Raw genomic sequence first — 25,955 nt, forward strand, 5'->3', positions numbered from 1 at the left:
GCATGCGGATCGACGTGGTCACGATCTTCCCCGAGTACCTCGAGCCGCTGAACGTCTCACTGGTCGGCAAGGCCCGGGCCCGCGGCCAGCTCGACGTCCACCTGCACGACCTGCGCTCCTGGACCCACGACGTGCACCGCACGGTGGACGACACCCCGTACGGCGGCGGCCCCGGCATGGTGATGAAGCCCGAGCCGTGGGGCGAGGCGCTGGACGCCGTGCTCGCGGCCGGCCCGGCCGACGAACTGCCCACCCTGGTGGTGCCCACGCCCAGCGGCGCGCCGTTCACCCAGGAGCTGGCCCAGGAGCTGGCGCAGCGGCGCTGGCTGGCCTTCGCCCCGGCCCGCTACGAGGGCATCGACCGCCGGGTGATCGAGGAGGCCGCCACCCGGATGCCGGTGGTCGAGGCCTCGATCGGCGACTACGTGCTGGCCGGCGGCGAGGTGGCGGTGCTGGTGATGGTCGAGGCGATCGCCCGACTGCTGCCCGGGGTGCTCGGCAACGCCGAATCGCACCGCGACGACTCCTTCGCCCCCGGCGCGATGGCCGACCTGCTGGAGGGCCCGGTGTACACCAAGCCCGCCGAGTGGCGCGGCCGCGAGGTGCCCGAGGTGCTGCTCAGCGGCAACCATGGCAAGATCGCCCGCTGGCGCCGCGAGCAGGCCTTCGCCCGCACCCTCGCCAACCGCCCTGACCTGGTGGCGCGCTGGCAGCTCGGCGGCTTCGACAAGAAGGAGCGGGAGGCGCTGAGCGTGCTCGGACTGCGCTGGGACGAGGCGGCCGGCCGATTTCTCTCGGTGACCGAGGCTGTGGAAGAATAGGCGGCTGTTGTCTGTCGCTGGGCCCGCACTCGTGCGGGCCAGTGGTCCGGCGCCCCCGCCACGGGGGAGTCGCCGCCAACCGGTGCGGCCCGCAGCAAACCCCATTGTGACGAATTTTCCGTGGGCGGCCCGTGGCGCCTGCGATGGAGAACACCATGAGCAACAAGCTCGCTGCTGTCGACGCGCCCTCGCTGCGCACCGACATCCCGGCCTTCCGCGCCGGTGACACCCTGAAGGTCCACGTCCGGGTCATCGAGGGCAACCGCTCCCGTGTCCAGGTCTTCCAGGGCGTCGTGATCCGCCGCCACGGCGCGGGCATCGGTGAGACCTTCACCGTCCGCAAGGTGAGCTTCAACGTCGGCGTGGAGCGCACCTTCCCGGTGCACACCCCGATCGTCGAGAAGATCGAGGTCGTCACCCGCGGTGACGTCCGTCGCGCCAAGCTGTACTACCTGCGTGACCTGCGCGGCAAGGCCGCGAAGATCAAGGAGAAGCGCGACCGCTGATCCGCCGCCCCCGGGTCGCCCCGGGGGTTCAGCACGCTCGGAGCGGGCCGCTAAGCTCAGCCCGATGAGCACGCACGAACCGATCGCGGACCGCGACGGCACCTCGGTACCTTCGGGTGCGGACCAGCCGTCGCGGTCCGCGGCCGTTTCCGGCCTTCTCGGCTGGCGGTGGCGGGACCTGGCCAAGCTCCTCGCGGTCTGCGTCCTGGTGCTGCTGCTGGTCAACGCCTTCGTCGCGCAGCCGTTCGTGGTGCCCTCGGCCTCGATGGAGAACGCGCTGCGGCCCGGCGACCGGCTGCTGGTGAACAAACTGGCCTACCAGTTCGGCGGTTCGGTGCACCGCGGCGACGTGGTGGTCTTCGACGGCACCGACTCCTTCGTGCCGGGCGGCGACAACTCGATCGGCATCGGTACCGAGTTGAGCCGGCTCGCCGCGTCACTCGGTCTGGGCAGTGGGGACGGCTCGGTCTTCGTGAAGCGCGTGATCGGGGTCGGCGGTGACCGGGTGACCTATCGGGTGGGGGAGGACGAACTGACCGTCAACGGTGTGCGGCTGGCCGAGTCCGACTACCTGTTCCCGGGTGACGCACCGTCAGCCGTCGGCTTCGACATCAAGGTGCCGGCCGGCGAACTCTTCCTGCTCGGCGACCACCGCAGCAACTCGCGCGACTCCCGGGACCACCTCGGCGACCCGGGCGGCGGCTTCGTCCCCGAACGCAAGGTGATCGGGCGGGCCGACTGGGTGCTCTTCCCGATCGGGCACTGGCGCAGCCTGGACCGGCCTGCCGGTTTCGCCGCCGTCGCCTCGGCAGGGGGGACCGGTGGGCATGGGGACCAGGGGTAGGAGCACACCCGCCGCCGAACGGCGCACCGAGGACCGGTCGGCCCGGCGCGGCCGGGCCGAGCGGCGTCGGACCGCCCAGCGGGCGGCCCGCAAGCGCCGCCGATCGCTGCTGCGCGAGCTGCCGATCATCGCGGTGGTCGCGCTGCTGATCGCGCTGACCCTGAAGACCTTCTTCGTGCAGGTCTTCGTGATCCCGTCCGGCTCGATGGAGCAGACCATCCAGATCGGCGACCGGGTGCTGGTCGACAAGCTCACCCCCTGGTTCGGCAGCACCCCGCACCGCGGCGACGTGGTGGTCTTCAAGGACCCGGGCGGCTGGCTGGAGAACGAGCGGCACCCGGACACCGACGGGGCGGTCACCAAGGGCGTCAAGGAGGTCTTCAGCTACGTCGGTCTGCTGCCCTCCTCGAGCGAGCAGGACCTGATCAAGCGGGTGATCGGGGTCGGCGGCGACACCGTGGTCTGCTGCGACGACCGGGGCCGGATCACCGTCAACGGCAAGCCGATCGACGAGCCGTACCTGGCCCCGGGCAACCCGCCCTCGCGCACCCCGTTCCGGGTCACCGTGCCACCCGGGCGGCTGTGGGTGATGGGCGACCACCGCGACCTGTCGGCCGACTCCCGCTACCACATGACCGGCCCCGACCAGGGCACGGTGCCGCTCTCGAACGTGGTCGGGCGGGCCTTCCTGATCGCCTGGCCGCTCGGCCGGTTCCAAGGCGTGACGCAGCCGAGCTACCCGACCCTGTCGGCCGCCGGGCAGCCCGGTCAATCCGATGTGTCGAGGCCGGATCTCCTGGAACCGTCACTCGTTATGGGGATGTTGGGTGTCTGGCCGACCGTGCTGCGGCGCAGGCGCCGGCACGGGTCGACCGCCGGACCGGTTGATCGCCCGGCGCGTGGGAAGACCCGGGTGGGACGCCCGGGGTGATAGAGAAGTGCTGGAGTACCAGGCGTGTTGCCCGCTGTGCGGGACTCATCAGCGCGGACGGTAGTCGTCCGCACAGCAGGGAGGAGATGTCGTGGGGGATCTGGTGATCGGTGCCCGCGGTGCCGGCGAGCCTGAGGGCTCCGGCGGCCGTACGGCCCAGTCCACCGAATCCGCCGGGCCCCCGGAGCCGAACGACGGTGCCGGCGATCAGGGCTCGGGCGGGTACGGCGAAGGCGGGTACGGCGAGGGCGGTGCGGCGCGACACGAGGGCGGCGCCCCCGAAGCAGTGCCCGAGGAGATCGTCGAGGAGCCTCCCACGGAGCGCAAGCAGCGCTCCTTCTGGAAGGAACTGCCGATCCTGATCGGCATCGCCCTGGTACTGGCGCTGGTCATCAAGACCTTCTTCGTGCAGGCGTTCTCGATCCCCTCGGAGTCGATGCAGAACACCCTCCAGGTCGGCGACCGGGTGCTGGTGGACAAGCTGACGCCCTGGTTCGGCGCCAAGCCGGACCGCGGCGAGGTGGTGGTCTTCCACGACCCGGGCGGCTGGCTGAACGAGGTGCCCAGCCAGCAGAGCTCCAACTCGGTGGTTCGCGGCCTGCAGGACGTGCTGAGCTTCATCGGTCTGATGCCCTCGGCCAACGAGAAGGACCTGATCAAGCGGGTCGTCGCGGTCGGCGGCGACACCATCGAGTGCCAGGGCAACGGGCCGCTCAAGGTCAACGGCGTGGCGCTCAACGAGCCGTACGTCTTCAACACCAACCCCGAGTTCGGGGCCTGCGGACAGAAGCCGTTCGGGCCGGTCAAGGTGCCGGCGAACAGCATCTGGGTGATGGGCGACCACCGCGACGACTCGCTGGACTCGCGCTTCCACATGGACCAGCCCGGCGGCGGCAGCGTGCCGGTGAAGAACGTGGTCGGCCGCGCCTTCGTGGTGGCCTGGCCGCTGAACCACTGGTCCACACTGCCGATCCCGTCCACCTTCGACCAGAAGGGCGTCTCGGGCGCCGCGGCGGTGCTGGCACCGCCGCTGCTCGGCGTGGCGGGGGCGCTGCCGGTCACCCTGGTGCTGCGCCGACGGCGGCTGCAGGACTGACCGGGCCGCTGGGTTGGCTGAGCGTTCCTTGGCTCCGGCTCTTGCGCGGGCCGTGGTACCGACGAGTAATCTGCTCGGACGTGCCACGGCCCGCCGCCGTGTCCGGCCCCTCGCACCCTGGATGGCAGACGAATGAGCAGCCTCGCCGAAGAGACGCCCGGCCCCGCGGCTGCCCGTGCCACGCCCGCCGCCACCGGGCCCGTCCCGCGCCGGCGGCTCCCGGGCGTGCTGCAGGCGGTGGCGCTGGTGCTCGGCCTGGGCATGCTGGTCGGCGGCTTCGCCCTGCTGGCGTTCGACTACGCCGTCTCCTTCGTGCCGACCCCTTCGATGAAGCCGACCATCGCGGCCGGTGACACCGTGCTGGCCCGCCGGGTGGACGGGGGCTCGATCGGGCGCGGCGACGTGGTGATCTTCAGCGACCCGCTCTGGGGCAACGAGACCATGGTCAAGCGGGTGATCGGGGTCGGCGGCGACACCGTGACCGGCGACGAGCAGGGCCGGATCACGGTCGACGGCAAGCCGATCGACGAGACCTACCTGGCCGCCGGCGCCCCGATCAGCCCGGCCTTCAAGGCCACCGTTCCGGCCGGGCGGCTCTTCGTGCTCGGCGACAACCGCAACGGCTCGCTGGACTCCCGGGTGCACCTGGACCAGCTGTCCGGCACCATCGCCGCCACCGAGGTGACCGCCCGGGTGGAGGCCACCGTCTGGCCGCTGTCCCACCTCGGCCTGCACGGACGTACGGTGGCCTTCGACGCGCTGACCGGCCCGGTCGCGGCCCGGCCCGGGCCACTGGTGCCGCTGGCCTGGACGACGGTGGCGGGCGCGGTGGTGATCGTGCTGACCTCGCTGACCGGGCCGGTCGCCGGGCTGGCGCGGCGGCTGCGCGGGAGGCGATGACGGTGGCGGTGCGGCGGCGTGAGGCGGCCCGCGTCCTGCTGCTGGACGCCGCCGACCGGCTGCTGCTGTTCCGCGGCTTCGACCCCGCCGAGCCCACCCGGACCTGGTGGATCACGCCGGGCGGCGGCCTCGAGCCCGGCGAGGAAAGCCGCCAGGCCGCCCTGCGCGAGCTGGCCGAGGAGACCGGTCTGACCGGCATCGAGCTCGGCCCGCCGGTCGCCGAGGAGCTGGCGGTCTTCAGCTACGCCGGGCGGCCCTACGAGCAGCGGCAGGTCTTCTACCTCGCCCGCACCGGGCTGACCGACCCGGCCGCCCTGGACAGCTCCGGCTGCGAGCCCGAGGAGCGCGAGCAACTGCGCGAGTCCCGCTGGTGGACGGTGGACCAACTGCGCGCCACCACGGAACAGGTCTACCCCGAGCGGCTGGCGGAGCTGCTGGCCCTACTGCTGGAGCAGGGGCCGCCAGTCGTCCCGGTCAGCCTCTGAGCGACGGTGGTGTGGTCCACAATGGGGAGGTACCTGACGAGCTGAGGGGACGCCTGAATGAGTGCCGAAGATCTCGAGAAGTACGAGACCGAGATGGAGCTCAAGCTCTACCGGGAGTACAAGGACGTCGTCGGCCTCTTCAAGTACGTGATCGAGACGGAGCGCCGGTTCTACCTCACCAATGACTACGAGCTGCAGGTGCACTCGGTGCAGGGGGAGGTGTTCTTCGAGGTCTCGATGGCCGACGCCTGGGTCTGGGACATGTACCGGCCGGCCAGATTCGTCCGCAAGGTGCGGGTGCTGACGTTCAAGGACGTCAACATCGAGGAGCTGGCGAAGAGCGACCTGGAGCTGCCCTCGGACGATGCGGGCTTCGGGAACTGATCTCCTCGGCCGATCCCTCCACACTGGTCTCTTCCTACTCGGGGTTATCCACACCCCCTGGGTTGTCCACAGGCTGACGACTGCTGCTCGCCGGTGGGACGACGACACGGCAACCTCCGTCATCGGAGGTGATCGCCGTGCAGAACGCACAGCAGGCCCTCGGCCGCTACGGCGAGGAGGTGGCCGTCCGCCGACTGGGGCAGGACGGCCTGCGAGTCCTGGAACGCAACTGGCGCTGCGCCCAGGGGGAGCTCGACATCATCGCGCTGGATGGTGACACGGTTGCCGTCTGCGAGGTCAAGACCCGCTCCGAACACGGCTTCCAGCAGCCCGCGGAGGGCCTCGGCCCGGTCAAGGCCGAGCGGCTGCGTCGGCTCGCCGAACGCTGGCTGACGGAACGCTGGCCGGAACACTTCGCCCGGCTGGCGGGGGTGTCCGCCGTCGAATCCGGGCCGGCTGGGCCAGCCGGGCCGCCTGGGCCAGCTGGGACAGCCGGGCTGCTGCCGGTGTCCCTGCCGGTGTCGCTACCGGTGCCGCTGCCGCCCGGCGGTGTGCGGATCGACCTGGTGTCGGTGGTCAGCCGGGCCAGGGGCGCCGCGCTGGTCGAGCACCTGCGGGGGGTGGTCTGAGATGGCCTTCGCCCGGACCTGCTCGGTGGCCCTGATCGGCGTGGACGGCGTGGTGGTCGAGGTACAGGCCGACCTTGAACCCGGCGTGGCCGCCTTCACCTTGGTGGGCCTGCCCGACAAGGCACTCAGCGAGGCCCGCGACCGGGTCAGGGCTGCCGTGGTCAACAGCGGCGAGGCCTGGCCGCAGCGCAAACTCACCGTCGGGCTCAGCCCCGCCTCGGTGCCCAAGAGCGGCAGCGGCTTCGACCTGGCCGTGGCCTGCGCGGTGCTGGCGGCGGCCGAGCGGCTGCCCCCGCCCGCCATCGCCGACCTGCTGATCATCGGTGAGCTGGGACTGGACGGCCGGGTCCGCCCGGTGCGCGGAGTGCTGCCCTCGGTGCTGGCCGCCGCCGAGGCAGGGTTTCGGCAGGTGGTGGTCGCCGAGCAGACCGCGGCCGAGGCGGCCCTGGTCCCCGGCGTCTCGGTGCTCGGCGTCCGCAGCCTGCGCCAACTGATCGCGCTGCTCACCGACGCCGAGGTGCCCGAGGAACCGCCCGACCGGATGGCCGGCAGCCCCGATCCGCTGATGGCGGGACTGCTGCTGCCGGGCGCGGCCGTGCGTCGGGGCACCGCCGATCCCGAGTTCGGGCCTGACCTGGGCGATGTCGCCGGTCAGTACGAGGCCCGGCGGGCCCTGGAGATCGCCGCGGCCGGTGGCCACCACCTCTACCTCAAGGGCCCGCCGGGCGCCGGCAAGACGATGCTCGCCGAGCGGCTGCCGGGCCTGCTGCCGCCGTTGACCAGGTCCGAGGCGCTCGAGGTGACGGCCGTTCACTCGGTCGCCGGGCTGCTGCCGCCAGGGCGCCCGCTGGTCGACCTGCCGCCCTACTGCGCCCCGCACCACTCGACCACGATGCCCGCGATCATCGGCGGCGGCAGCGGTCTGCCCCGCCCCGGCGCCGTCTCGCTGGCCCACCGCGGAGTGCTCTTCCTGGACGAGGCACCCGAGTTCCCGGTCCGGGTGCTGGACGCGCTGCGGCAGCCGCTGGAGTCCGGCGAGGTGGTGATCGCCCGCTCCGCCGGGTCGCTGCGGCTGCCCGCCAACTTCCTGCTCTGCCTGGCCGCGAACCCCTGCCCGTGCGGGCGGTACTCCCGGCGGGGCGAGGGGTGCGACTGCACGCCGGTGATGGTGAGCCGCTATCAGGGGCGGTTGTCCGGGCCGCTGCTGGACCGGGTGGACCTGCGGGTCCAGGTCGAGCCGGTGACCAGGGCCGAGCTACTCGAACGGGACCAGCTCGCCGAGCGGACGGCGGTGGTGGCCGAGCGGGTCCGTACCGCCCGGGAGCGCGCGGCCGCGCGCTACACCGGGACTCCGTGGCGCACCAACGCCCAGGTACCGGGCCGCGAACTGCGCTCCCGCTGGCGCCCCGACCCGGGGGCCCTGGTGGAGGCCGAACGCGAGATGGAGCGCGGGCTGCTCACCGCCCGCGGCCTGGACCGGGTGCTGCGGGTCGCCTGGACGGTCGCCGACCTGGCCGGCCGGGACGCCCCCGGCGCCGCCGAACTGCGCACGGCCCTGGTGTTGCGACGCGGCTTCCCCAGCGGTGTCCGCCCGCTCGGCGGTCTGCTGTGACGGGCCGTCAGCCGGAGCTGGGCGGCGGGTACCAGCCCACACTCGACCTCCCCGGGACGAGTCCGGCCGCGCCACCTCCCGGACCTGCCGGATCCGCCGATCGGGAGCGGTTGGCCCGGGCCGCGCTGACCAGGTTGGTCGAGCCGGGCAACAGCGCCATCGGGCACTGGCTACGAGCCCGCCCCGCCGCCGAGCTGATCCAGCTGCTGCGAGGCGGTGACCGCCACCCGGAACTGAGGATCGACCGGCAGCGGCTCGCCGCCCTGCGCAACCGGCTGGCCACCATCGACCCGGTCGCCGATCTCGATCGCATCCGTTCACTCGGCGGCCGCTTCCTGACCTGTGCCGACGCCGAGTGGCCGAGCCAGCTCACCGACCTGGCCGAGACCGCGCCGATCGGCCTGTGGGTACTGGGCACCGGGTCGCTGCGGTTGCTCGCCCTACGATCGGTGGCCGTGGTCGGCTCCCGCGCCTGCACCGCCTACGGTGCCCACGTAGCCACCGAGCTCGCCGCCGAGCTGGCCGAGCGCGGCTGGGTGGTCAGCTCCGGCGCCGCCTACGGCATCGACGCGGCCGCGCACCGCGGCGCACTGGCGGTCGGCGGCATGACCGTGGGCGTGCTCGCCTCCGGGGTGGACGTCGAGTACCCGCGCGGCAACAGCGGCCTGATCCGCCGGATCCGTGAACAGGGCCAACTGGTCAGCGAGCACCCGCCGGGCGAGCACCCCAACCGCTTCCGGTTCGTGCTGCGGAACCGGGTACTGGCGGCGCTCACCAGGGGCACCGTGGTGGTGGAGGCCGCGCACCGCAGCGGGGCGCTCAGCACGGCTCGCCGGGCGATCGAGCTGAACCGGCACACCATGGGCGTCTGTGGACCGGTCACCTCCGAGCTGTCGGCGGGCGTGCATGAGCTGATCCGGGGCGGCGGCGCCACCCTGGTCACCAGTGCCGCCGAGGTGATCGAGCAGATCGGCGCGATCGGTGCGGACCTGGCGCCGCTGCACCGCTCGCTGGACCACCCGCGCGACCTGCTGGACCGGGCTGCCGCCCAGGTGCTGGAGGCGATCCCGGCCGGCCGCACCGGCGCACCGGTCGGCGCCCTCGCGCTGCGCACCGGCCTGTCCCCGGACCAGGTGCTCAAGCAGCTCTACGAGCTCTGCTCGCTCGGCTTCGTCCAGCGAGCGGGATCGCACTGGAGGGTGATCCGGTGAGTCTGGACGCACCGTCAGGAGCCGACGGTCGTTGGTGATCGATGGCGCGGTCACGGGTGCGGCCCTGGCGGGGCCGACCGGGTGGGGTTACCAGGTGGGGCTACCGGGACGGCGTGAGCGGGCGTACGCCTGGCGACGGCGCCGGTCACGGCGGTGGCGTTCCCGCGTCAGAGTGAACGCCACCGGAACGAGCGACGGCCAGGTGGTGGTAGCGCAGCGCATCGACTCGATCACGCTACGCTCCCTATGGCTTCCCTATCAGCACATGACTCGGCAGAACGGCGCAGACCCACGTATGCCCACACACATTCCCGGACACAGGGCGACCAGTGCCGGCCGGCCCCCGGGGGGATCCGGCACCGAAGCGCGCCCCGGCCTCGATGCCCAACCTGCGAAGCCCGTCCTGCCGACGATCCACCCACCGAGTGCCGAGCCGTCACTGGGGCGGCGCGGTACCGCGGCTGACGGTCCGGCGGGTGAGGGAGGGCCACCGGGCGGGGGCGGGGGAGAGGCGCCGGTCGGCCGGACGATCCCGCTGCCGCAGCCACCGCCACCGCCACTGCCGCCGCTTCCGATGGCCGGGCCGCTCGCCCTGGTGACGTCCCGGGCGTCGGCACCGCCGATCGCTCCACCTGGCCCGACCGCCGTGCCCGCCCCGCCCACGCGGCCTGCCAAGTCCGCCCAGCAGGCCGGTTCCGGTGAGTCGGCGAGGCCCGGCAAGAAGGCGAAGGCCGGCAAGTCCACCGGCACCGCCAGGGTCGCCGGTCTCGGGTCGGTGCCGCAGCCGTCGCGCGGAGCGGGTCGGCGGCCCGAGGGCGGAGGTGCAGTCGGCGCGCCGCAAGCGTCCGGACCGCCGACCGGACCCGCCCCACAGGGCACCGCCCCACAAGGCACCGCCCCACAAGGCACCGCCCCACAAGGCACCGCCCCACAGGGCAGCTCCCCGCCGCCCGCTCCTTCCACCGCAGCTGACGCCGCCTCTGGTCCCGCCGCTGGACCCGTCACCGGTACCGCTACCGCCCCGGAAGTCACCCAGCGCAGCGCGCTCGAATCGCTCTGGCGCTCCTACAAGACCACCGGCGACCCCAGGCTCCGTGAGCAGCTGATCCTCCACTACTCCCCGCTGGTGAAGTACGTGGCCGGCCGGGTGGGCGTCGGACTGCCGGCCAATGTCGAGCAGGCCGACTTCGTCTCCTCCGGTGTGTTCGGTCTGATCGATGCGATCGAGAAGTTCGACCTGGACCGGGCGATCAAGTTCGAGACCTATGCGATCAGCCGGATCCGCGGCGCGATCATCGACGAACTCCGGGCCCTGGACTGGATTCCCCGGTCGGTCCGGCAGAAGGCCAAGGCGGTCGAGCGGACCTATGCCGCGCTGGAGGCCCGGCTGCGGCGGACCCCGCACGAGCCCGAGGTGGCGGCCGAGATGGGCATCGCGCTCGAGGAGTTGCACGCGATTTTCAGCCAACTCTCACTGGCCAACGTGGTGGCGCTGGACGAGTTGCTGCACCCGGCCGGTGAGAGCGGCGAGCGGCTGACCCTGGTGGACACCCTGGTGGACATCGGAGCCGAGAACCCGGTCGAGGTCGCCGAGGACCGCGAGCTGCGCAAGCTGCTCGCCGGAGCCGTCAACACGCTGCCCGAGCGGGAGAAGACGGTGGTGACGCTCTACTACTACGAGGGCCTCACGCTGGCCGAGATCGGTCAGGTCCTCGGGGTGACCGAGAGTCGGGTCAGTCAGATCCACACCAAGTCCGTGCTGCAACTACGGGCGAAACTCTCCGATCTTCGCTGAATCCGGTATCCGCTGAACCGCTGAATCCGGTGGCTCCGGAGTACCGCGGGCTCCGTACAGTGGGAGGGTGCCGAAGATCCGAGCCGCCACCCTGGCCGAGCACCGTCAACTTCAGCGGGCAGCCCTCCTCGATGCGGCCCGCTCGCTGCTGACCGAGGGCGGGATGGACGCGCTGACCTTTCCCGCCCTGGCCGCCCGGACCGGACTGGCCCGCTCCTCGGTGTACGAGTACTTCCGCTCCCGGGCCCATGTGGTCGAGCAGCTCTGCGAGGCGGACTTCCCGCTCTGGGCGGCCGAGATCGAGGCGGGCATGGCCGTCTGCGACAGTGCGCTCAGCCGGCTGGAGGCGTACGTCCGCGGCCAGCTGGTCCTGGCCGGCGATCCCCGGCATCGCGCCATCGTCGCGCTCTCGGCGCTGGAGCTGGACGAGGCGGCACGGACCAGGATCCGCACCGCGCACGCCGGACTGGTCGGCCTGGTCATCGAGGCGCTGGGCGAACTGGGCCACCAGGAGCCGCGCCTGACGGCGGCGCTGCTGCAGGGCGCGGTGGAGACGGCGGTCAAGCGGTCCGAGGGGCGCTCCGCCGAGGAGCGCGAACAGATCGCCGACGCCGCCGTCGCCCTCGCCCTGCACGGGCTGGCTGGGCCGACGTTCACCGTCGCCGCCACCACGGCTGCGGAGTGCAGCGGCAACAGTCGCGCCTGACCGGAACCCAACAGCGCGAGCGGATCGAGGTAGCGGTCGCCGCGCAGCAGCCCCCAGTGCAGACACCCCGCCGCGCAGTGGCCGGCGCCCGGCGCGAGCAGACCGATCGGCTGGCCGGCCGCCACGGTCGTCCCGACGGGCGGGCCGCCGGTCACCGGCAGGTAGGTCGTGCGCAGCGGCGGGCTGCCGGTGCCGGGGTGCAGCACCGTCACCACCGGCCGACCGGCGACCTCACCCGCGAAGCTGATCACCCCGGGCGCGGCCGCCCGGACCGCCTCGCCCGCTCCGGCCGCAAGGTCGACCCCGCGGTGCCCGGCCGCCCACGGCTTCGGCGGCGCCGCGAACCGGTCCAGCAGCCCGCCCGGCCCGCCCACCGGCCAGGCCCGCCCGGGTGCGGGGGATGCCGCGCCCAGCAGCGAAGGCGGTGCGGCCCGCGCCGGAGTGGGTGCGAACAGCGTGCCCAGCACCGCAAGCAGCGTGAGCAGCGTGAGCGCGAGCCACCCGGCGGGCCGGCGGATGCGTACAGGTACCAGAACAGTGGTCATGCCAGCGAGGTTCCGCCCTGCTGCCCGCCTCCACTACCCCCGCCCACGAACCTGTGGACAACCCCGCACCTGTGGACAACGCCTCCACCGAACGCCTCCACCCCAACGCCCCCGCCCGAACGCCCCCACCCCAGCGCCCCACCCGAACGTCTCACCCCCCAACGCGCAGAGTCGCCGGTCGCTCGGGGCTTCCCGTACACTTCACACGCGACCCGGTCCGCCGGGTCGACTTCGCACGCCCCGCCACCGGCAGACCAACGGCCCCGGCCGCTGCTCCGCCCGGTGCGAGTGCCGCTCGGTCCCCCGAGCCTGTCGCGGTCTCGCCGCCCAGGATTCGGTCGGCTCGGCACGTCGGGGCGTCAGGCGTGACGGTCACCCGACCGGCACGGACAACCGAGCCAGACCCGGTAGTTGCCGAGTGCCCCGAGCCCCATCGGATCGGATCAAGGCAGCAACAACCAGCCGGGCGCAACACGAGGAGTACACGGCTATGGCCGTCGTCACGATGCGGGAGCTGCTGGAGAGCGGCGTCCACTTCGGTCACCAGACCCGTCGTTGGAACCCGAAGATGAAGCGCTTCATCTTCACGGAGCGCAACGGCATCTACATCATCGACCTGCTGCAGTCGCTGAACTACATCGACCGCGCCTTCGAGTTCGTCAAGGAGACCGTTGCCCACGGCGGCAGCGTCCTCTTCGTCGGCACCAAGAAGCAGGCCCAGGAGGCCATCGCCGAGCAGGCCACCCGCGTGGGCATGCCCTACGTGAACCAGCGCTGGCTCGGCGGCATGCTGACCAACTTCTCCACCGTCTACAAGCGTCTGCAGCGCCTCAAGGAGCTCGGCGAGCTGGACTTCTCGGACGTGGCCGGCTCCGGCCTCACCAAGAAGGAGCTCCTGGTCCTCCAGCGCGAGCACGACAAGCTGGAGAAGACCCTCGGCGGTATCCGCGACATGCAGCGCGTGCCCAGCGCTGTCTGGATCGTGGACACCAAGAAGGAGCACATCGCGGTCGGCGAGGCCCGCAAGCTCAACATCCCGGTTGTCGCGATCCTCGACACCAACTGCGACCCCGACGAGGTCGACTACAAGATCCCCGGCAACGACGACGCGATCCGCTCCGTCACCCTGCTGACCCGGGTGATCGCCGACGCCGTCGCCGAGGGCCTCAAGGCCCGCGCCGGTGTCGCCAAGGGCGATGTCAAGGCCGAGCCGGGTGCCGACCAGCCGCTGGCCGACTGGGAGCAGGACCTGCTGGCGACCGGTGAGGCGAAGGCCGAGGAGGCCCCCGCCGCCGCCGAGGCTGCTGCCGAGGCCCCCGCTGCCGAGGCTCCGGCCGCTGAGGCTCCGGCCGCCGAGGCCGAGCAGGCCTGACGTACCGAGGGTGAGGGGCGCTCGCCGGTACGAACCGGCGGGCGTCCCTCTCTCCACGTGCCGGGGCTGAAACACCAGCCCCGGCGCACACACCCCGCAGACACGCGAGACGCGAGAAGAGATTCACACCATGGCGAACATCTCCGCCGCGGACGTCAAGAAGCTCCGTGAGCTCACCGGCGCCGGCATGATGGACTGCAAGAAGGCGCTCGACGAGGCCGAGGGCGACGTCCAGAAGGCCGTCGAGCTGCTTCGTATCAAGGGCCAGAAGGGCGTTGCCAAGCGCGAGGGCCGCGACGCCTCCAACGGCGCCGTTGCCGCGCTGATCGCCGAGGACGCCAAGGCCGGCGTGCTCGTCGAGCTGAACTGCGAGACCGACTTCGTCGCCAAGGGTGGCAAGTTCGTCGAGGTCGCCGAGGCGCTCGCCGCCCACGTCGCCGCCACCTCCCCGGCCGACCTGGAGACCGCGCTGGCCTCCGAGATCGCCGCCGGCCAGACCGTCCAGCAGTTCGTGGACGAGGCCAACGCGACCCTGGGCGAGAAGATCGTCTTCCGTCGCTTCGCGCAGTTCGACGGTGACGGCTTCGTCGCGGTCTACCTGCACAAGACCGACCCGGACCTGCCGCCGGCCATCGGTGTCCTGGTCGAGCTCGACAAGGCCAACGCCGAGGTCGCCAAGGACGTCGCGCAGCACATCGCCGCCTTCGCGCCGAAGTACCTGTCCCGCGAGGACATCCCGGCCGAGGACATCGAGAACGAGCGCCGCGTCGCCGAGGCCACCGCTCGCGAGGAGGGCAAGCCGGAGGCCGCCCTGCCGAAGATCGTCGAGGGTCGCGTGACCGGCTTCGTCAAGGAGAACTCCGTTCTGGAGCAGGCCTTCGCGAAGGACAGCAAGAAGACCGTCGCCAAGGTCCTCGAGGAGAACGGCGTGGCCCTCAAGCGCTTCGCCCGCTTCCGCGTCGGCGCCTGAGCCACGTTCACCCGGTTCCCGCCTAAAGTTGGAACCGCCGCCGCAGCTGTGAACCAGTGAGTCGGCACCATGAACGACGAGGAGGCCATTGCCGTGCAGGAGACCGTACCGGTTCCCGCGGCAGTGGCCTCCTCGCGTGTACGCGCGGGCCTGGGCGCCGCACACCCGGGCCGGTGAATCAGCAGGTGCAGAAGGAGAAGTCCATGCAGGAGACGCAGGAGACCGCGCAGGACGGCACTGGCCGTCGTGTTCTGCTCAAGCTGTCCGGTGAGGCGTTCGCCGGCGGAGGCGGCCTCGGCGTCGACCCCGACGTCGTCCACAAGATCGCCCGCGAGATCGCCACCGTGGTCCGCCAGGGCACCGAGGTCGCGGTGGTCATCGGCGGCGGCAACTTCTTCCGCGGCGCCGAGCTGCAGGTCCGCGGCATGGACCGGGCCCGCTCCGACTACATGGGCATGCTCGGCACCGTGATGAACTGCCTGGCACTGCAGGACTTCCTGATGAAGGAAGGGATCGAGACCCGGGTCCAGACCGCCATCACGATGGGCCAGGTCGCCGAGCCCTACCTGCCGCTGCGGGCCATCCGGCACCTGGAGAAGGGCCGCGTGGTGATCTTCGGCGCGGGTATGGGCATGCCGTACTTCTCCACCGACACCACCGCCGTGCAGCGCGCCCTGGAGATCCACGCCGAGGTGCTGCTGATGGGCAAGAACGGGGTGGACGGGGTCTACGACTCCGACCCCAAGACCAACCCGGACGCAGTGCGGTTCGACGCGCTGGAGTACGTCGAGGTGATCTCCCGCGACCTCAAGGTCGCCGACCTGACGGCGATCACCCTGTGCAAGGACAACGGCCTGCCGATCCTGGTCTTCGAGCTCCTCGCGGAGGGCAATATCGCTCGCGCGGTCAGGAATGAGAAGATCGGCACACTCATCAGCCAGGATTCCGTCCGGGCCTGAGCCGTCATCAGCCGCGCCCCGCCGGACGACGCGGGGCCTATCAGTACGCCACGGGGCGGCCCACGCCACGGGCAACCGGACAGGGAGCAGACTGTGATCGAAGAGATCCTCCTCGAGGCCGAGGAGAAGATGGAGAAGGCGGTCTCGGTCGCGAAGGAAGACTTCGCCGCCATCCGCACCGGCCGGGCCCACCCGGCGATGTTCAACAAGATCGTCGCGATGTACTACGACGCGCCGACGCCGATCAACCAGCTCGCCTCGTTCTCCGTCCCGGAGCCCCGGATGGCGATCGTCACGCCGTTCGACAAGAGCGCCCTGCGCAACATCGAGCAGGCGATCCGCGACTCCGACCTGGGCGTCAACCCGAGCAACGACGGCAACGTCATCCGCGTGAACTTCCCGCAGCTGACCGAGGAGCGCCGCCGGGAGTACATCAAGCTGGCCCGTAGCAAGGGCGAGGACGGCAAGATCTCGATCCGGGCGATCCGCCGCAAGGCCAAGGAGAACCTGGACAAGCTGGTGAAGGACAAGGAGGCCGGCGAGGACGAGGTGCGCCGCGCCGAGAAGGAGCTCGACGACACCACCGCGAAGTACGTCGCGAGCATCGACGAGCTGCTCAAGCACAAGGAAGCCGAGCTGCTCGAAGTCTGATGAACGACGCCCCCAACGCCCCAGGCTCCAGGGGCACAACCCCGTCCCCGTCCCGAGCGCAGGAGAGTCCGGTGGCCCAGTCCGAGCCGCAGCAGCCCCGCAAGCAGCGCGGCGGCCGCAATCTCCCCGCCGCGATAGGCGTGGGGCTCGGCCTGGGCGTGGTGATCATCGCCTCGCTCTTCGTGGTCAAGGTGCTCTTCCTGGCCGTCGTGGTGGCTGCGGTCTCGGTGGGCAGCTGGGAGCTGACCAGTCGGCTGGCCGAGCGCAAGGGGATCCAGGTCGCGCAGCCGCCGCTGCTGCTCGGCGGCATCGCCATGCTGACGGCCGGCTACTGGATCGGTCCGCAGGGCGCGGCCGCGGCGCTCGCACTGACCGCGCTGGCGCTGATGATCTGGCGGATGAAAGAGCCGCCGGAGAACTACCTGCGGGACATAACGGCGGGCGTCTTCACGGCTTTCTACGTGCCGTTCCTGGCCACCTTCGTGGCGCTGATGCTCTCCGCGCACGACGGGCCGCAGCGGATCGTGCTCTTCCTGGTGGTCACCATCTGCAGTGACACCGGGGCGTACGCGGTGGGCTACAAGTTCGGCCGCACCAAGCTGGCGCCGACGATCAGCCCGGGCAAGACCCGCGAGGGCCTGGCCGGCGGCATCGGCCTGTCGATGCTGGCGGGTGCGCTGCTGATGCAGTGGATCATCGATGACGGGCGCTGGTGGCAGGGCCTGATCCTGGGCGGTTGCGCGGCGCTGATCGCCACCCTCGGCGACCTGGCCGAGTCGATGATCAAGCGCGACCTGGGCATCAAGGACATGGGCACCCTGCTGCCGGGCCACGGCGGGATCATGGACCGGCTGGACTCGCTGCTGCCGACCGCGCCGGTGGTCTGGATGCTGCTGGCCGCCTTCGTCGGCAGCTGACCCACACCCGCGTCGAGGGCCCCGGACGGCACCCGTCCGGGGCCCTCGCGGCATCTGCGACACTGGATGAACCATGCCTGCACCCGGAGAACTCACCTTTGTCGCGCCGCGCGGCGCCAAGCCCCCGCGACACCTCGCCGATCTCAACCCCGCCGAGCGCAAGGAGGCCGTCGCCGAGCTGGGCGAGCAGCCCTTCCGCGCCAAGCAGCTGGCCAACCACTACTTCGGCCGGCTCTCGAACGAGCCGGCGACTTGGACGGACATCCCGGCGGCCAGCCGCGAGAAGCTGACCGAGAAGCTGCTGCCCGAGCTGATGTCGGTGGTCCGGCACGTCTCCTGCGACGAGGACACCACCCGCAAGACGCTCTGGAAGCTCTTCGACGGCACCCTGGTCGAGTCGGTGCTGATGCGCTACCCGGACCGGGTGACGATGTGCATCAGCTCGCAGGCCGGCTGCGGGATGAACTGCCCGTTCTGCGCCACCGGCCAGGCGGGGCTGACCCGCAACCTGTCGACCGCCGAGATCGTCGAGCAGATCGCGGCCGGCATGCGGGCACTCAAGGCCGGGGAGATCCCCGGCGGCGAGGCGCGGCTGAGCAACGTGGTCTTCATGGGCATGGGCGAGCCGCTGGCCAACTACAACCGGGTGCTGGCCTCGATCCGCCGGCTCACCGACCCGGCGCCGGACGGCTTCGGCCTCTCCCAGCGCGGCATCACGGTCTCCACCGTCGGCCTGGTGCCGGCCATGAACCGGCTGGCCGACGAGGGACTGAGCTGCCGCCTCGCGCTCTCCCTGCACGCGCCGGACGACGAGCTGCGCGACGAGCTGGTCCCGGTCAACACCCGGTGGAAGGTCGCCGAGGTGCTGGACGCCGCGTGGAACTACGCGGAGAAGTCGGGCCGGCGGATCTCCATCGAGTACGCGCTGATCAAGGACATCAACGACCAGGCCTGGCGGGCCGACCTGCTCGGCCGGTTGATCAAGAACCACCGGGTGCACGTCAACCTGATCCCGCTGAACCCGACCCCGGGCTCCAAGTGGACGGCCTCCCGGCCCGAGGACGAGCGCGAGTTCGTCCGCCGGCTGGAGGCGCACGGCGTGCCGACCACCGTCCGCGACACCCGCGGCCAGGAGATCGACGGCGCCTGCGGTCAGCTCGCCGCCGCGGGCTGAGCCGGTCCAACTCAGCCGGTCCAACTCAGCCGGTCCAACTCAGCCGGTCCAACTCAGCGGTCCGGCTCAGTGGTTCAGGCTCAGTGGTTCAGCTCAGCATTCCCGAGCCCAGCGCCGCCGTCAGGCCGCCGGTGGCCAGCACCACCAGCCCGGCCAGCGCCCAGCGCAGCAGGGCGGCGCCGACCAGCAGGTGCGGCGAGGAGCCGAGCCGCAGCAGGGTGGCGGTGACGGGCCGTCGGGTGGCCCGGACCTCGGTCAGCCGGGCGATCACCGCCGCCACCGCGCAGCCGGTGATCAGCAGCGCCTCGGCGGCCGGCAGTGGCCCGGTGCCGGCCGCACCGGGGGCCACCCAGTGCCGGACCGAGGTGAGCACCACCGCCAGGGTGAAGGCCAGCACCGCGAGCGGGGCGCTGAGCCGGGGCGCGGTGCTGGTCAGCCCGCGCCCGGCCAGCAGGCGGCGGGCGCTCGGGCGGCCGAGCGCCAGAACGCGGCCGGCCGCGGCCAGCAGCGGGCCGGTCAGCAGTGCGGCGCCCAGCGCCGCAGTGGCCCAACCACCCAGCAGCGCGCCGCTGGTGTGACCGAGGCCGGCCGGCAGCTGCAGCGGGCGCGGATCGCCCGCGGCCGCCGGGCGCAGCGCATACAGCTCGGTCAGCGTGCCGGCGAGGGTGAGCAGGCTCGCCGTGACGGTGCGGACCAGCCCGAACCGCTCGGCCCCGACCGGCTCCCGACTGCCGGGCAGCGTCTCCCGGTTGGGCACCGCGCAGGCCGCCGCGATCCCGCCGACCAGCGGCAGCAGCGTGATCAGGGCGATCGGCGCGGCCGGCGGCAGCGGCACGCCCATGCCCAGCTCGGGTGCCAGCGAGGGTCCGGCGATGTCGTTGCGCAGCACCAGGAAGAGCAGCAGTGTGACCAGTGCGCCGAGGGCGCAGGCCAGCGCGATCTCGCCGGCGATCAGCAGCCGCAGTCGCCTCGGTCCGGCGCCGGCCGCGGTCAGCCCGGCGATCCGGTCCGGCCGCTGGGCCGGCAGGGCGCGCGCCGCGACGGCGGCGAACCAGGCGACGGCCAGCAGCGGCGGCAGGCACCAGAGCAGCCGCGCGGTCGCCGAGTGGGCACCGGGCGGATCGTTGAGCGCCCGGCCGAGGGCCCGCAGCAGGAAGGCGGCAACCACGGCGGCCGCCGTGGCGGTGAGCAGCCAGCGGCCCAGGTCGACGACCCGGTAGCCCCTGACCAGCCGGAGATAGAACACCTGCGTCCTCAGTGTGAAGCGGTGACGGGCGCGGCCGCCGGGCGTCGCACCGGGGCCGCCGGTGCCGGGGTGCGGCCGTCGACCAGCGCCACCGTGCGGTCCGCGTACCGGGCCAGTTCGGGGTCGTGGGTGGCCAGCACCAGGGTGAGCTGGTGGGAACGGGCCGCGCTGGTGAGTATCCGCAGCACCTGGTCCTGGGCCTCGCGGTGCAGCGGGGCGGTCGGGTCGTCGGCGAAGACCACCCGGGGGAGCGGGGCGAGCGCCCGGGCGACCGCGATCCGCTGGCGCTGACTCTGGACCAGTTCCTCGGGGCGGCGCTTGGCGCAGTCGCTCACGTCCAGCCGGTCCAGCCAGTCGTCGGCCGCGCCGTAGGCGGCCTTGTGGCCGGCCCCGGCCAGCAGCAGTGGCAGCGCGACGTTCTCCCGGGCCGTCAGTTCCGGTACCAGCTGCGGCTCGGAGCCGACGAAGCCGAACCGGTCGCGGCGCAGCTTCTCCCGCCCGGCCCGGCTGAGGGTGTGCACCGGGGAGCTGTTGAACCAGACCTCGCCGGAGTCCACTGGGAGCTGGGCGGACAGGCAGCCGAGCAGGGTGGACTTGCCGGACCCGCGGGCGCCGGTGATGGCCAGCACCTCGCCCTCGCGGATGCCGATCGAGACGTCGCGCAGGGCGGGGGTGCCGTGGTGGGACTTGACGATCCCCCTGGCCCAGAGCACGTCGTTGTCGGGCGGGGCCGCTGACATGGAGTTCCTCCGCCGGTCCACGGGAGATGGGTGACAGTCGTCAGATTAGAACGACTAAGTCGCATTGCGGTTGCGGCGCACCCGGAGCAGTTGTGATAAACCCGGACGAACCATCAGCAGATCGTCGGGAAAAATCACCGCGTCAGCCAAAGGCACCGCGCCGGCCGAAAACCCGCAGGGCGGTCCCGGCAGCCCTGAGGAGGAGACTGCTGGGACCGCCCTGCGGCAGAGGGTGGGTCAGAGAGCTCTAGATCTTCGCCCACGCGTCGGTGAGGCTGGTCCGCAGGATCTGCTCGATCTCGTCGAAGGTCGACTGGTCGGAGATCAGCGGCGGGGCCAGCTGCACCACCGGGTCGCCACGGTCGTCGGCGCGGCAGTACAGGCCGTTGTCGAAGAGCGCCTTCGACAGGAAGCCGTAGAGCACGCGCTCGACCTCGTCGTCGTTGAAGGACTCCTTGGTGACCTTGTCCTTGACGAGCTCGATGCCGTAGAAGAACCCGTTGCCGCGCACATCGCCGACGATCGGCAGGTCACGCAGCTTGTTCAGGGTGCCGAGGAAGTTCGCCTCGTTGTCCAGCACGTGCTGGTTGAGGCCCTCGCGCTCGAAGATGTCGAGGTTGGCCAGCGCGACCGCCGAGGAGACCGGGTGGCCGCCGAAGGTGTAGCCGTGCAGGAAGGTGTTGTCGCCCTTGTAGAACGGCTCGGCCAGGCGGTCCGAGATGATCGTGGCGCCGATCGGGGAGTAGCCCGAGGTCATGCCCTTGGCGCAGGTGATCATGTCGGGCTGGTAGCCGAACTTGTCGGCGCCGAACATGGTGCCCAGGCGGCCGAAGGCGCAGATGACCTCGTCCGAGACGAGCAGCACGTCGTGCCGGTCGCAGATCTCGCGCAGGCGCTGGAAGTAGCCGGGCGGCGGCGGGAAGCAGCCACCGGCGTTCTGCACCGGCTCGACGAAGACGGCGGCGACGGTCTCGGCGCCCTCGTTGAGGATGGCCACCTCGATCTCGTCGGCGCACCAGCGGCCGTAGGCCTCCGGGTCCACCGTGCCGTCCGGGCCCTCGAGGAAGGCCGGGGCGCGGTAGATGTTGGTGTTCGGAGCCTTGTGGGTGCCCGGCACCAGCGGCTCGAACGGGGCCTTCAGGCCCGGCAGGCCGGTGATCGACAGGGCGCCCTGCGGGGTGCCGTGGTAGGCGACCGCGCGGGAGATGACCTTGTACTTGGTCGGCTTGCCGGTCAGCTTGAAGTACTGCTTGGCGAGCTTCCAGGCGGTCTCGACGGCCTCGCCGCCACCGGTGGAGAAGAAGACCTTGTTCAGGTCGCCGGGCGCGTAGTGGGCCAGGCGCTCGGCCAGCTCGACGGCCTTGGGGTGGGCGTAGCTCCACACCGGGAAGAAGGCGAGCTCCTTGGCCTGCTTGGCGGCGGCCTCGGCGAGCTCCTCCCGGCCGTGACCGGCCTGCACCACGAACAGGCCGGCCAGGCCGTCGAGGTACTTGCGGCCCTTGTCGTCCCAGATGTAGGTGCCCTCGCCGCGCACGATGGTGGGGACGGGGGAGTTCTCGTACGACGACATGCGGGTGAAGTGCATCCACAGGTGGTCGTAGGCGGTCTTCGAAAGGTCCTTCTGTGCCGGGTCGGCGCTCATCGGGTGCCCCAGGTGTAGGTCTGTTTCCGGAGCTTCAGGTAAACGAAGCTCTCGGTCCTCCGCACGCCGGGAAGCGCACGGATTCGCTTGTTGATCATTTCGAGCAGGTGCTCGTCGTCCTCGCACACCAGCTCGGCCAGCAGGTCGAACGAGCCCGCGGTGCAGACCACGTAGTCGACCTCGTCCATGGCGGCCAGAGCGTCGGCGATCGGCTCGATGTCACCCTCGACCGTGATTCCGACCATCGCCTGCCGGGTGAATCCGACGGTGAGGGGATCGGTGACGGCGACGATCTGCATCACGCCCTGGTCGAGCAGTTTCTGGACCCGCTGCCGAACGGCGGCCTCGGAGAGGCCGACGGCCTTGCCGATGGTCGCGTACGCACGGCGGCCGTCCTCCTGCAGCTGCTCGATGATCGCCTTGGAGACGGAGTCGAGGGGAACGCTGCTGTTCCGGTCGCGGTTGGCCACGCCGCCACTGTGCCCGATCGGAGGGATGTTCGCAAGTAGCGGTGCTGCTGATTTCGTCGTCATGGTCGGGAAACGGTACGGATTTCATCGCAACAAGCTGGCAGCTATGTCGATACCAGCAGCTTTCCCGCTACCCTGTCAGCGTCACGCGCGCGCGTCCCCCCGGGGCGTACGCTCCCCACCAGTGGATCGTGTCCAACAGGGCCCGGCCACCCGGCGCCGCCTCGGCGTCGGACCGGGCCACCCGCCCGGTCCACTGGCACAGCCCCCGACGGATCGGCCGCCACAGCGCCGACCGCAACCCGAGGAGAGAGTCGTGAGCGACCTTCGTACGCTGCGCAACTACATCAACGGCCAGTTCGTCGACGCGGCGGACGGTCGCACCTTGCAGATCGTCGACCCCACCACCGGCCAGGCGTACGCGACCTCCCCGCTGTCCGGTGCCGCCGATGTGGACGCCGCGATGGCCTCGGCCGCCGCCGCCTTCGAGACCTGGCGCGACGCCACCCCGTCCACCCGGCAGAAGCTGCTGCTGAAGATCGCCGACGCGGTCGAGGCGCGGGCCGACGAGCTGGTGGACGCCGAGTGTCGCAACACCGGCAAGCCGCGCGGCCTCACGCTGTCCGAGGAGATCGGCCCGATGGCCGACCAGATCCGGTTCTTCGCCGGCGCCGCCCGCCTGCTCGAGGGCAAGGCCGCGGGCGAGTACATGGACGGCATGACCTCGATCGTGCGCCGCGAGCCGGTCGGCGTCTGCGCCCAGGTCGCGCCGTGGAACTACCCGATGATGATGGCGGTCTGGAAGTTCGCCCCGGCGATCGCCGCGGGCAACACCGTGGTGCTGAAGCCCTCCGACACCACCCCCGCCTCCACCGTGCTGCTGGCCGAGATCATCGGCGGCATCCTGGCCGAGCTGGAGCTGCCGGCCGGCGTCTTCAACGTGCTCTGCGGTGACCGCGAGACCGGCAAGCTGATGGTGGAGCACACCACCCCGGCGATGGCCTCGATCACCGGCTCGGTGCGGGCCGGCATCCAGGTCGCCGAGTCGGCCTCCAAGGACGTCAAGCGGGTGCACCTGGAGCTCGGCGGCAAGGCCCCCGTGGTGGTCTTCGAGGACGCCGACATCGCCGAGGCCGTCGAGGGCATCTCGGTGGCCGGCTTCTTCAACGCCGGCCAGGACTGCACCGCCGCCACCCGGGTGCTGGTGCACGAGTCGATCCACGACGCCTTCGTCGCCGCCCTGGCCAAGGCCGCGGCCGACACCAAGACCGGTGGCGTCGACGAGGAGGACGTCCTCTACGGCCCGCTGAACAACGCCAACCAGCTCAAGCAGGTCTCCGGCTTCATCGACCGCCTGCCGTCCCACGCCAAGGTCGAGGCGGGTGGCCACCGGGTCGGCGAGGTCGGCTACTTCTACGCCCCGACCGTGGTCTCCGGCCTGAACCAGGACGACGAGATCATCCAGAACGAGGTCTTCGGCCCGGTCATCACCGTGCAGAAGTTCACCGACGAGGAGCAGGCGGTCAGCTACGCCAACGGCGTGGAGTTCGCGCTGGCCTCCTCGGTCTGGACCAAGGACCACGCCCGCGCGATGCGGATGTCGCGTCGGCTGGACTTCGGCTGCGTCTGGATCAACACCCACATCCCGCTGGTCGCCGAGATGCCGCACGGTGGGTTCAAGAAGTCCGGCTACGGCAAGGACCTGTCCTCCTACGGCTTCGAGGACTACACCCGGATCAAGCACGTCATGACCGCGATCTAGCGGGTCATGACCGTTCAGCGCTGTATGACCGCGATCTAGCGGGTCATGACCGTTCAGCGCTGTATGACCGCGATCTGATGACCCTCTGAACGCGATCTGCTGATCCTCTAAAGCGGAGGGCCCAGGAGGACCGCCTCCTGGGCCCTTTCCACGATGTCAGGCTCGCCCGCAGACCACCTGACAAGATGCCGCTGCACGGGCCCGCTCCGCTTCCTTACGCTGGCGGGTATGAGCATCCCCACTGCCGATCCCGCCGCCGGGCAGGCCGTCAAGGCCGCCGACCGCGCGCACGTCTTCCACTCGTGGTCCGCCCAGGCCCTGATCGACCCCCTCGCGGTGGCCGGTGCCGAGGGCTCCTACTTCTGGGACTACGAGGGCAACCGCTACCTCGACTTCTCCTCCCAGTTGGTGAACACCAACATCGGCCACCAGCACCCCAAGGTGGTCGCCGCGATCCAGGAGCAGGCCGGCAAGCTCTGCACCATGGCGCCCGGCTTCGCGGTCGAGGCGCGCAGCGAGGCGGCCCGGCTGATCGCCGAGCGCACCCCCGGAGACCTCGACAAGATCTTCTTCACCAACGGCGGTGCCGAGGCCGTCGAGAACGCGATCCGGATGGCCCGGCTGCACACCGGCCGCCAGAAGGTGATGTCCACCTACCGCTCGTACCACGGCGCCACCGCCAACGCGATCGCCCTGACCGGCGACCCGCGCCGCTGGGCGAACGAGACCGGCACCTCCGGCGTGGTGCACTTCTGGGGCCCGTACACCTACCGCTCCGCCTTCCACGCCGAGAACGAGGCGCAGGAGTGCGAGCGCGCGCTGGCCCACCTCGAGCAGACGATCGCCTTCGAGGGCCCGCAGACCGTCGCCGCGATCATCCTGGAGACCGTGGTCGGCACCGCCGGCATCCTGATCCCGCCGGCCGGCTACCTGGCTGGGGTCCGGGAGATCTGCGACCGCTACGGGATCGTCTTCATCCTGGACGAGGTGATGGCCGGATTCGGCCGCACCGGTGAGTGGTTCGCCGCCGACCACTGGGGCGTCGTCCCCGACCTGCTGACCTTCGCCAAGGGCGTCAACTCCGGCTACGTGCCGCTCGGCGGGGTGGCGATCAGCGCCGAGATCGCCGCCACCTTCGCCGAGCGCCCGTTCCCCGGCGGCCTGACCTACTCCGGGCACCCGCTGGCCTGCGCTTCCGCCGTGGCGACCATCAACGCGATGGCCGAGGAGGGCATCGTGGCGAACGCCAAGCTGATCGGCGAGACCGTGCTCGGCCCCGGCCTGCGCGAGCTGGCGGAGCGCCACCCGTCCATCGGCGAGGTGCGCGGCCTCGGCGTCTTCTGGGCGCTCGACCTGGTCCGCGACCGGTCCACCCGGGAGCCGCTGGTCCCCTACAACGCGGCCGGCGCCGCCAACGCGCCGATGGCCGAACTGGCGGCGGCCTGCAAGAAGCGCGGTCTGTGGCCGTTCACCAACATGAACCGGTTCCACGTGGTGCCCCCGTGCACCGTCACCGCCGAGGAGGCCAAGGCGGGCCTCGCCGCCCTGGACGAGGCCCTCACCGTGGCCGACGCGCACGTCAACTGA

At 71.5% G+C, this 25,955-nt stretch carries 24 protein-coding genes and 2 pseudogenes; 21 read left to right on the forward strand and 5 right to left on the reverse strand.

The window, feature by feature from the left end:
* The first annotated feature begins 2 nt into the window (after positions 1 to 2).
* The 13 genes and pseudogenes from trmD to BR98_RS18315 all read left to right on the forward strand — a co-directional run bounded on the left by trmD (position 3) and on the right by BR98_RS18315 (position 11,920).
* Positions 3 to 821, forward strand: coding sequence for a tRNA (guanosine(37)-N1)-methyltransferase TrmD (trmD, locus tag BR98_RS18255; RefSeq protein ID WP_035852883.1), 819 nt, complete (start codon positions 3 to 5; stop codon positions 819 to 821).
* 155 nt (positions 822 to 976) lie between these two features.
* Positions 977 to 1,327 (forward strand): 50S ribosomal protein L19, encoded by a 351-nt coding sequence (gene rplS, locus BR98_RS18260; protein WP_035846055.1) that lies wholly within the window; start codon positions 977 to 979, stop codon positions 1,325 to 1,327.
* Positions 1,328 to 1,391: 64 nt separating this feature from the next.
* A complete protein-coding gene (gene lepB / locus BR98_RS18265; RefSeq protein ID WP_035846057.1) occupies positions 1,392 to 2,171 on the forward strand; it encodes a signal peptidase I in 780 nt (259 codons plus the stop codon).
* On the forward strand, positions 2,155 to 3,102 hold the full coding sequence (gene lepB / locus BR98_RS18270; protein WP_051969899.1) for a signal peptidase I: 948 nt from the start codon (positions 2,155 to 2,157) through the stop codon (positions 3,100 to 3,102). The genes lepB (BR98_RS18265) and lepB (BR98_RS18270) overlap by 17 nt, the downstream gene beginning before the upstream one ends.
* A gap of 91 nt (positions 3,103 to 3,193) precedes the next feature.
* The gene (gene lepB, locus BR98_RS18275) at positions 3,194 to 4,198 is read left to right on the forward strand and encodes a signal peptidase I (protein ID WP_035846059.1); all 1,005 of its coding nucleotides are present in this window, start codon (positions 3,194 to 3,196) and stop codon (positions 4,196 to 4,198) included.
* A gap of 132 nt (positions 4,199 to 4,330) precedes the next feature.
* A complete protein-coding gene (lepB, locus tag BR98_RS18280; RefSeq protein WP_083976710.1) occupies positions 4,331 to 5,098 on the forward strand; it encodes a signal peptidase I in 768 nt (255 codons plus the stop codon).
* Positions 5,095 to 5,583, forward strand: a complete 489-nt coding sequence (locus BR98_RS18285; protein WP_035846060.1) for an NUDIX hydrolase — start codon at positions 5,095 to 5,097, stop codon at positions 5,581 to 5,583. The genes lepB (BR98_RS18280) and BR98_RS18285 overlap by 4 nt, the downstream gene beginning before the upstream one ends.
* Positions 5,584 to 5,640: 57 nt before the next feature.
* Positions 5,641 to 5,967, forward strand: coding sequence for a DUF2469 domain-containing protein (locus tag BR98_RS18290; protein ID WP_035846061.1), 327 nt, complete (start codon positions 5,641 to 5,643; stop codon positions 5,965 to 5,967).
* Between the two features lie 128 nt (positions 5,968 to 6,095).
* A complete protein-coding gene (locus BR98_RS18295) occupies positions 6,096 to 6,596 on the forward strand; it encodes a YraN family protein (RefSeq protein WP_051969900.1) in 501 nt (166 codons plus the stop codon).
* Position 6,597: 1 nt separating this feature from the next.
* Positions 6,598 to 8,208: a YifB family Mg chelatase-like AAA ATPase gene (locus BR98_RS18300; RefSeq protein ID WP_035846063.1), complete on the forward strand. Its 1,611-nt coding sequence runs from the start codon at positions 6,598 to 6,600 to the stop codon at positions 8,206 to 8,208.
* Complete coding sequence (gene dprA, locus BR98_RS18305; protein ID WP_157537834.1) at positions 8,205 to 9,419, forward strand: DNA-processing protein DprA; 1,215 nt, start codon at positions 8,205 to 8,207, stop codon at positions 9,417 to 9,419. The genes BR98_RS18300 and dprA overlap by 4 nt, the downstream gene beginning before the upstream one ends.
* 1,042 nt (positions 9,420 to 10,461) lie before the next feature.
* A pseudogene (gene whiG, locus BR98_RS18310) lies at positions 10,462 to 11,214 on the forward strand (RNA polymerase sigma factor WhiG); the annotation flags it as partial.
* A 91-nt stretch (positions 11,215 to 11,305) separates the two neighbouring features.
* Positions 11,306 to 11,920, forward strand: coding sequence for a TetR/AcrR family transcriptional regulator (locus BR98_RS18315; RefSeq protein WP_051971109.1), 615 nt, complete (start codon positions 11,306 to 11,308; stop codon positions 11,918 to 11,920).
* A gap of 80 nt (positions 11,921 to 12,000) precedes the next feature.
* On the opposite strand, the pseudogene BR98_RS38125 reads toward BR98_RS18315, so the two are convergent.
* Positions 12,001 to 12,465, reverse strand: a pseudogene (locus tag BR98_RS38125) (peptidoglycan DD-metalloendopeptidase family protein); the annotation flags it as partial.
* A 490-nt stretch (positions 12,466 to 12,955) separates the two neighbouring features.
* Between BR98_RS38125 and rpsB the strand changes: the two are divergent.
* The 6 genes from rpsB (at position 12,956) to rlmN (ending at position 18,508) form a co-directional block, all read left to right on the forward strand.
* On the forward strand, positions 12,956 to 13,837 hold the full coding sequence (gene rpsB / locus BR98_RS18320) for a 30S ribosomal protein S2 (protein WP_035846065.1): 882 nt from the start codon (positions 12,956 to 12,958) through the stop codon (positions 13,835 to 13,837).
* 130 nt (positions 13,838 to 13,967) lie between these two features.
* Positions 13,968 to 14,807 carry a translation elongation factor Ts gene (gene tsf / locus BR98_RS18325; protein ID WP_035846067.1) on the forward strand — a complete coding sequence of 280 codons (840 nt, stop codon included), beginning with the start codon at positions 13,968 to 13,970 and terminating at the stop codon, positions 14,805 to 14,807.
* A gap of 203 nt (positions 14,808 to 15,010) precedes the next feature.
* Positions 15,011 to 15,766: a UMP kinase gene (gene pyrH, locus BR98_RS18330; protein ID WP_035846068.1), complete on the forward strand. Its 756-nt coding sequence runs from the start codon at positions 15,011 to 15,013 to the stop codon at positions 15,764 to 15,766.
* 93 nt (positions 15,767 to 15,859) lie between these two features.
* A complete protein-coding gene (gene frr, locus BR98_RS18335) occupies positions 15,860 to 16,417 on the forward strand; it encodes a ribosome recycling factor (RefSeq protein WP_035846070.1) in 558 nt (185 codons plus the stop codon).
* On the forward strand, positions 16,417 to 17,334 hold the full coding sequence (locus BR98_RS18340) for a phosphatidate cytidylyltransferase (RefSeq protein WP_157537835.1): 918 nt from the start codon (positions 16,417 to 16,419) through the stop codon (positions 17,332 to 17,334). The genes frr and BR98_RS18340 overlap by 1 nt, the downstream gene beginning before the upstream one ends.
* Positions 17,335 to 17,407: 73 nt before the next feature.
* Complete coding sequence (gene rlmN, locus BR98_RS18345; RefSeq protein WP_035846072.1) at positions 17,408 to 18,508, forward strand: 23S rRNA (adenine(2503)-C(2))-methyltransferase RlmN; 1,101 nt, start codon at positions 17,408 to 17,410, stop codon at positions 18,506 to 18,508.
* A gap of 88 nt (positions 18,509 to 18,596) precedes the next feature.
* Here rlmN and BR98_RS18350 read toward each other — a convergent pair whose 3' ends face one another.
* The 4 genes from BR98_RS18350 to BR98_RS18365 all read right to left on the reverse strand — a co-directional run bounded on the left by BR98_RS18350 (position 18,597) and on the right by BR98_RS18365 (position 22,606).
* Positions 18,597 to 19,754, reverse strand: coding sequence for a hypothetical protein (locus BR98_RS18350; RefSeq protein WP_035846073.1), 1,158 nt, complete (start codon positions 19,752 to 19,754; stop codon positions 18,597 to 18,599).
* A gap of 8 nt (positions 19,755 to 19,762) precedes the next feature.
* Positions 19,763 to 20,494, reverse strand: a complete 732-nt coding sequence (locus BR98_RS18355; protein WP_035846074.1) for an ABC transporter ATP-binding protein — start codon at positions 20,492 to 20,494, stop codon at positions 19,763 to 19,765.
* Between the two features lie 247 nt (positions 20,495 to 20,741).
* Entirely contained in the window at positions 20,742 to 22,136 is a 1,395-nt protein-coding gene (locus BR98_RS18360; RefSeq protein ID WP_035846075.1) for an aspartate aminotransferase family protein, read from the reverse strand.
* Entirely contained in the window at positions 22,133 to 22,606 is a 474-nt protein-coding gene (locus BR98_RS18365; RefSeq protein ID WP_035846077.1) for an Lrp/AsnC family transcriptional regulator, read from the reverse strand. The genes BR98_RS18360 and BR98_RS18365 overlap by 4 nt, the downstream gene beginning before the upstream one ends.
* A 316-nt stretch (positions 22,607 to 22,922) precedes the next feature.
* On the opposite strand from BR98_RS18365, the gene BR98_RS18370 reads away from it, so the two are divergent.
* Both BR98_RS18370 and BR98_RS18375 read left to right on the forward strand, forming a co-directional pair.
* Positions 22,923 to 24,368, forward strand: a complete 1,446-nt coding sequence (locus BR98_RS18370) for a gamma-aminobutyraldehyde dehydrogenase (RefSeq protein WP_035846079.1) — start codon at positions 22,923 to 22,925, stop codon at positions 24,366 to 24,368.
* Between the two features lie 228 nt (positions 24,369 to 24,596).
* Positions 24,597 to 25,955, forward strand: a complete 1,359-nt coding sequence (locus tag BR98_RS18375) for an aspartate aminotransferase family protein (protein WP_035846081.1) — start codon at positions 24,597 to 24,599, stop codon at positions 25,953 to 25,955.

It is taken from the genome of Kitasatospora azatica KCTC 9699 (assembly GCF_000744785.1).
In the GTDB taxonomy this organism is placed as follows: Bacteria; Actinomycetota; Actinomycetes; order Streptomycetales; family Streptomycetaceae; genus Kitasatospora; species Kitasatospora azatica.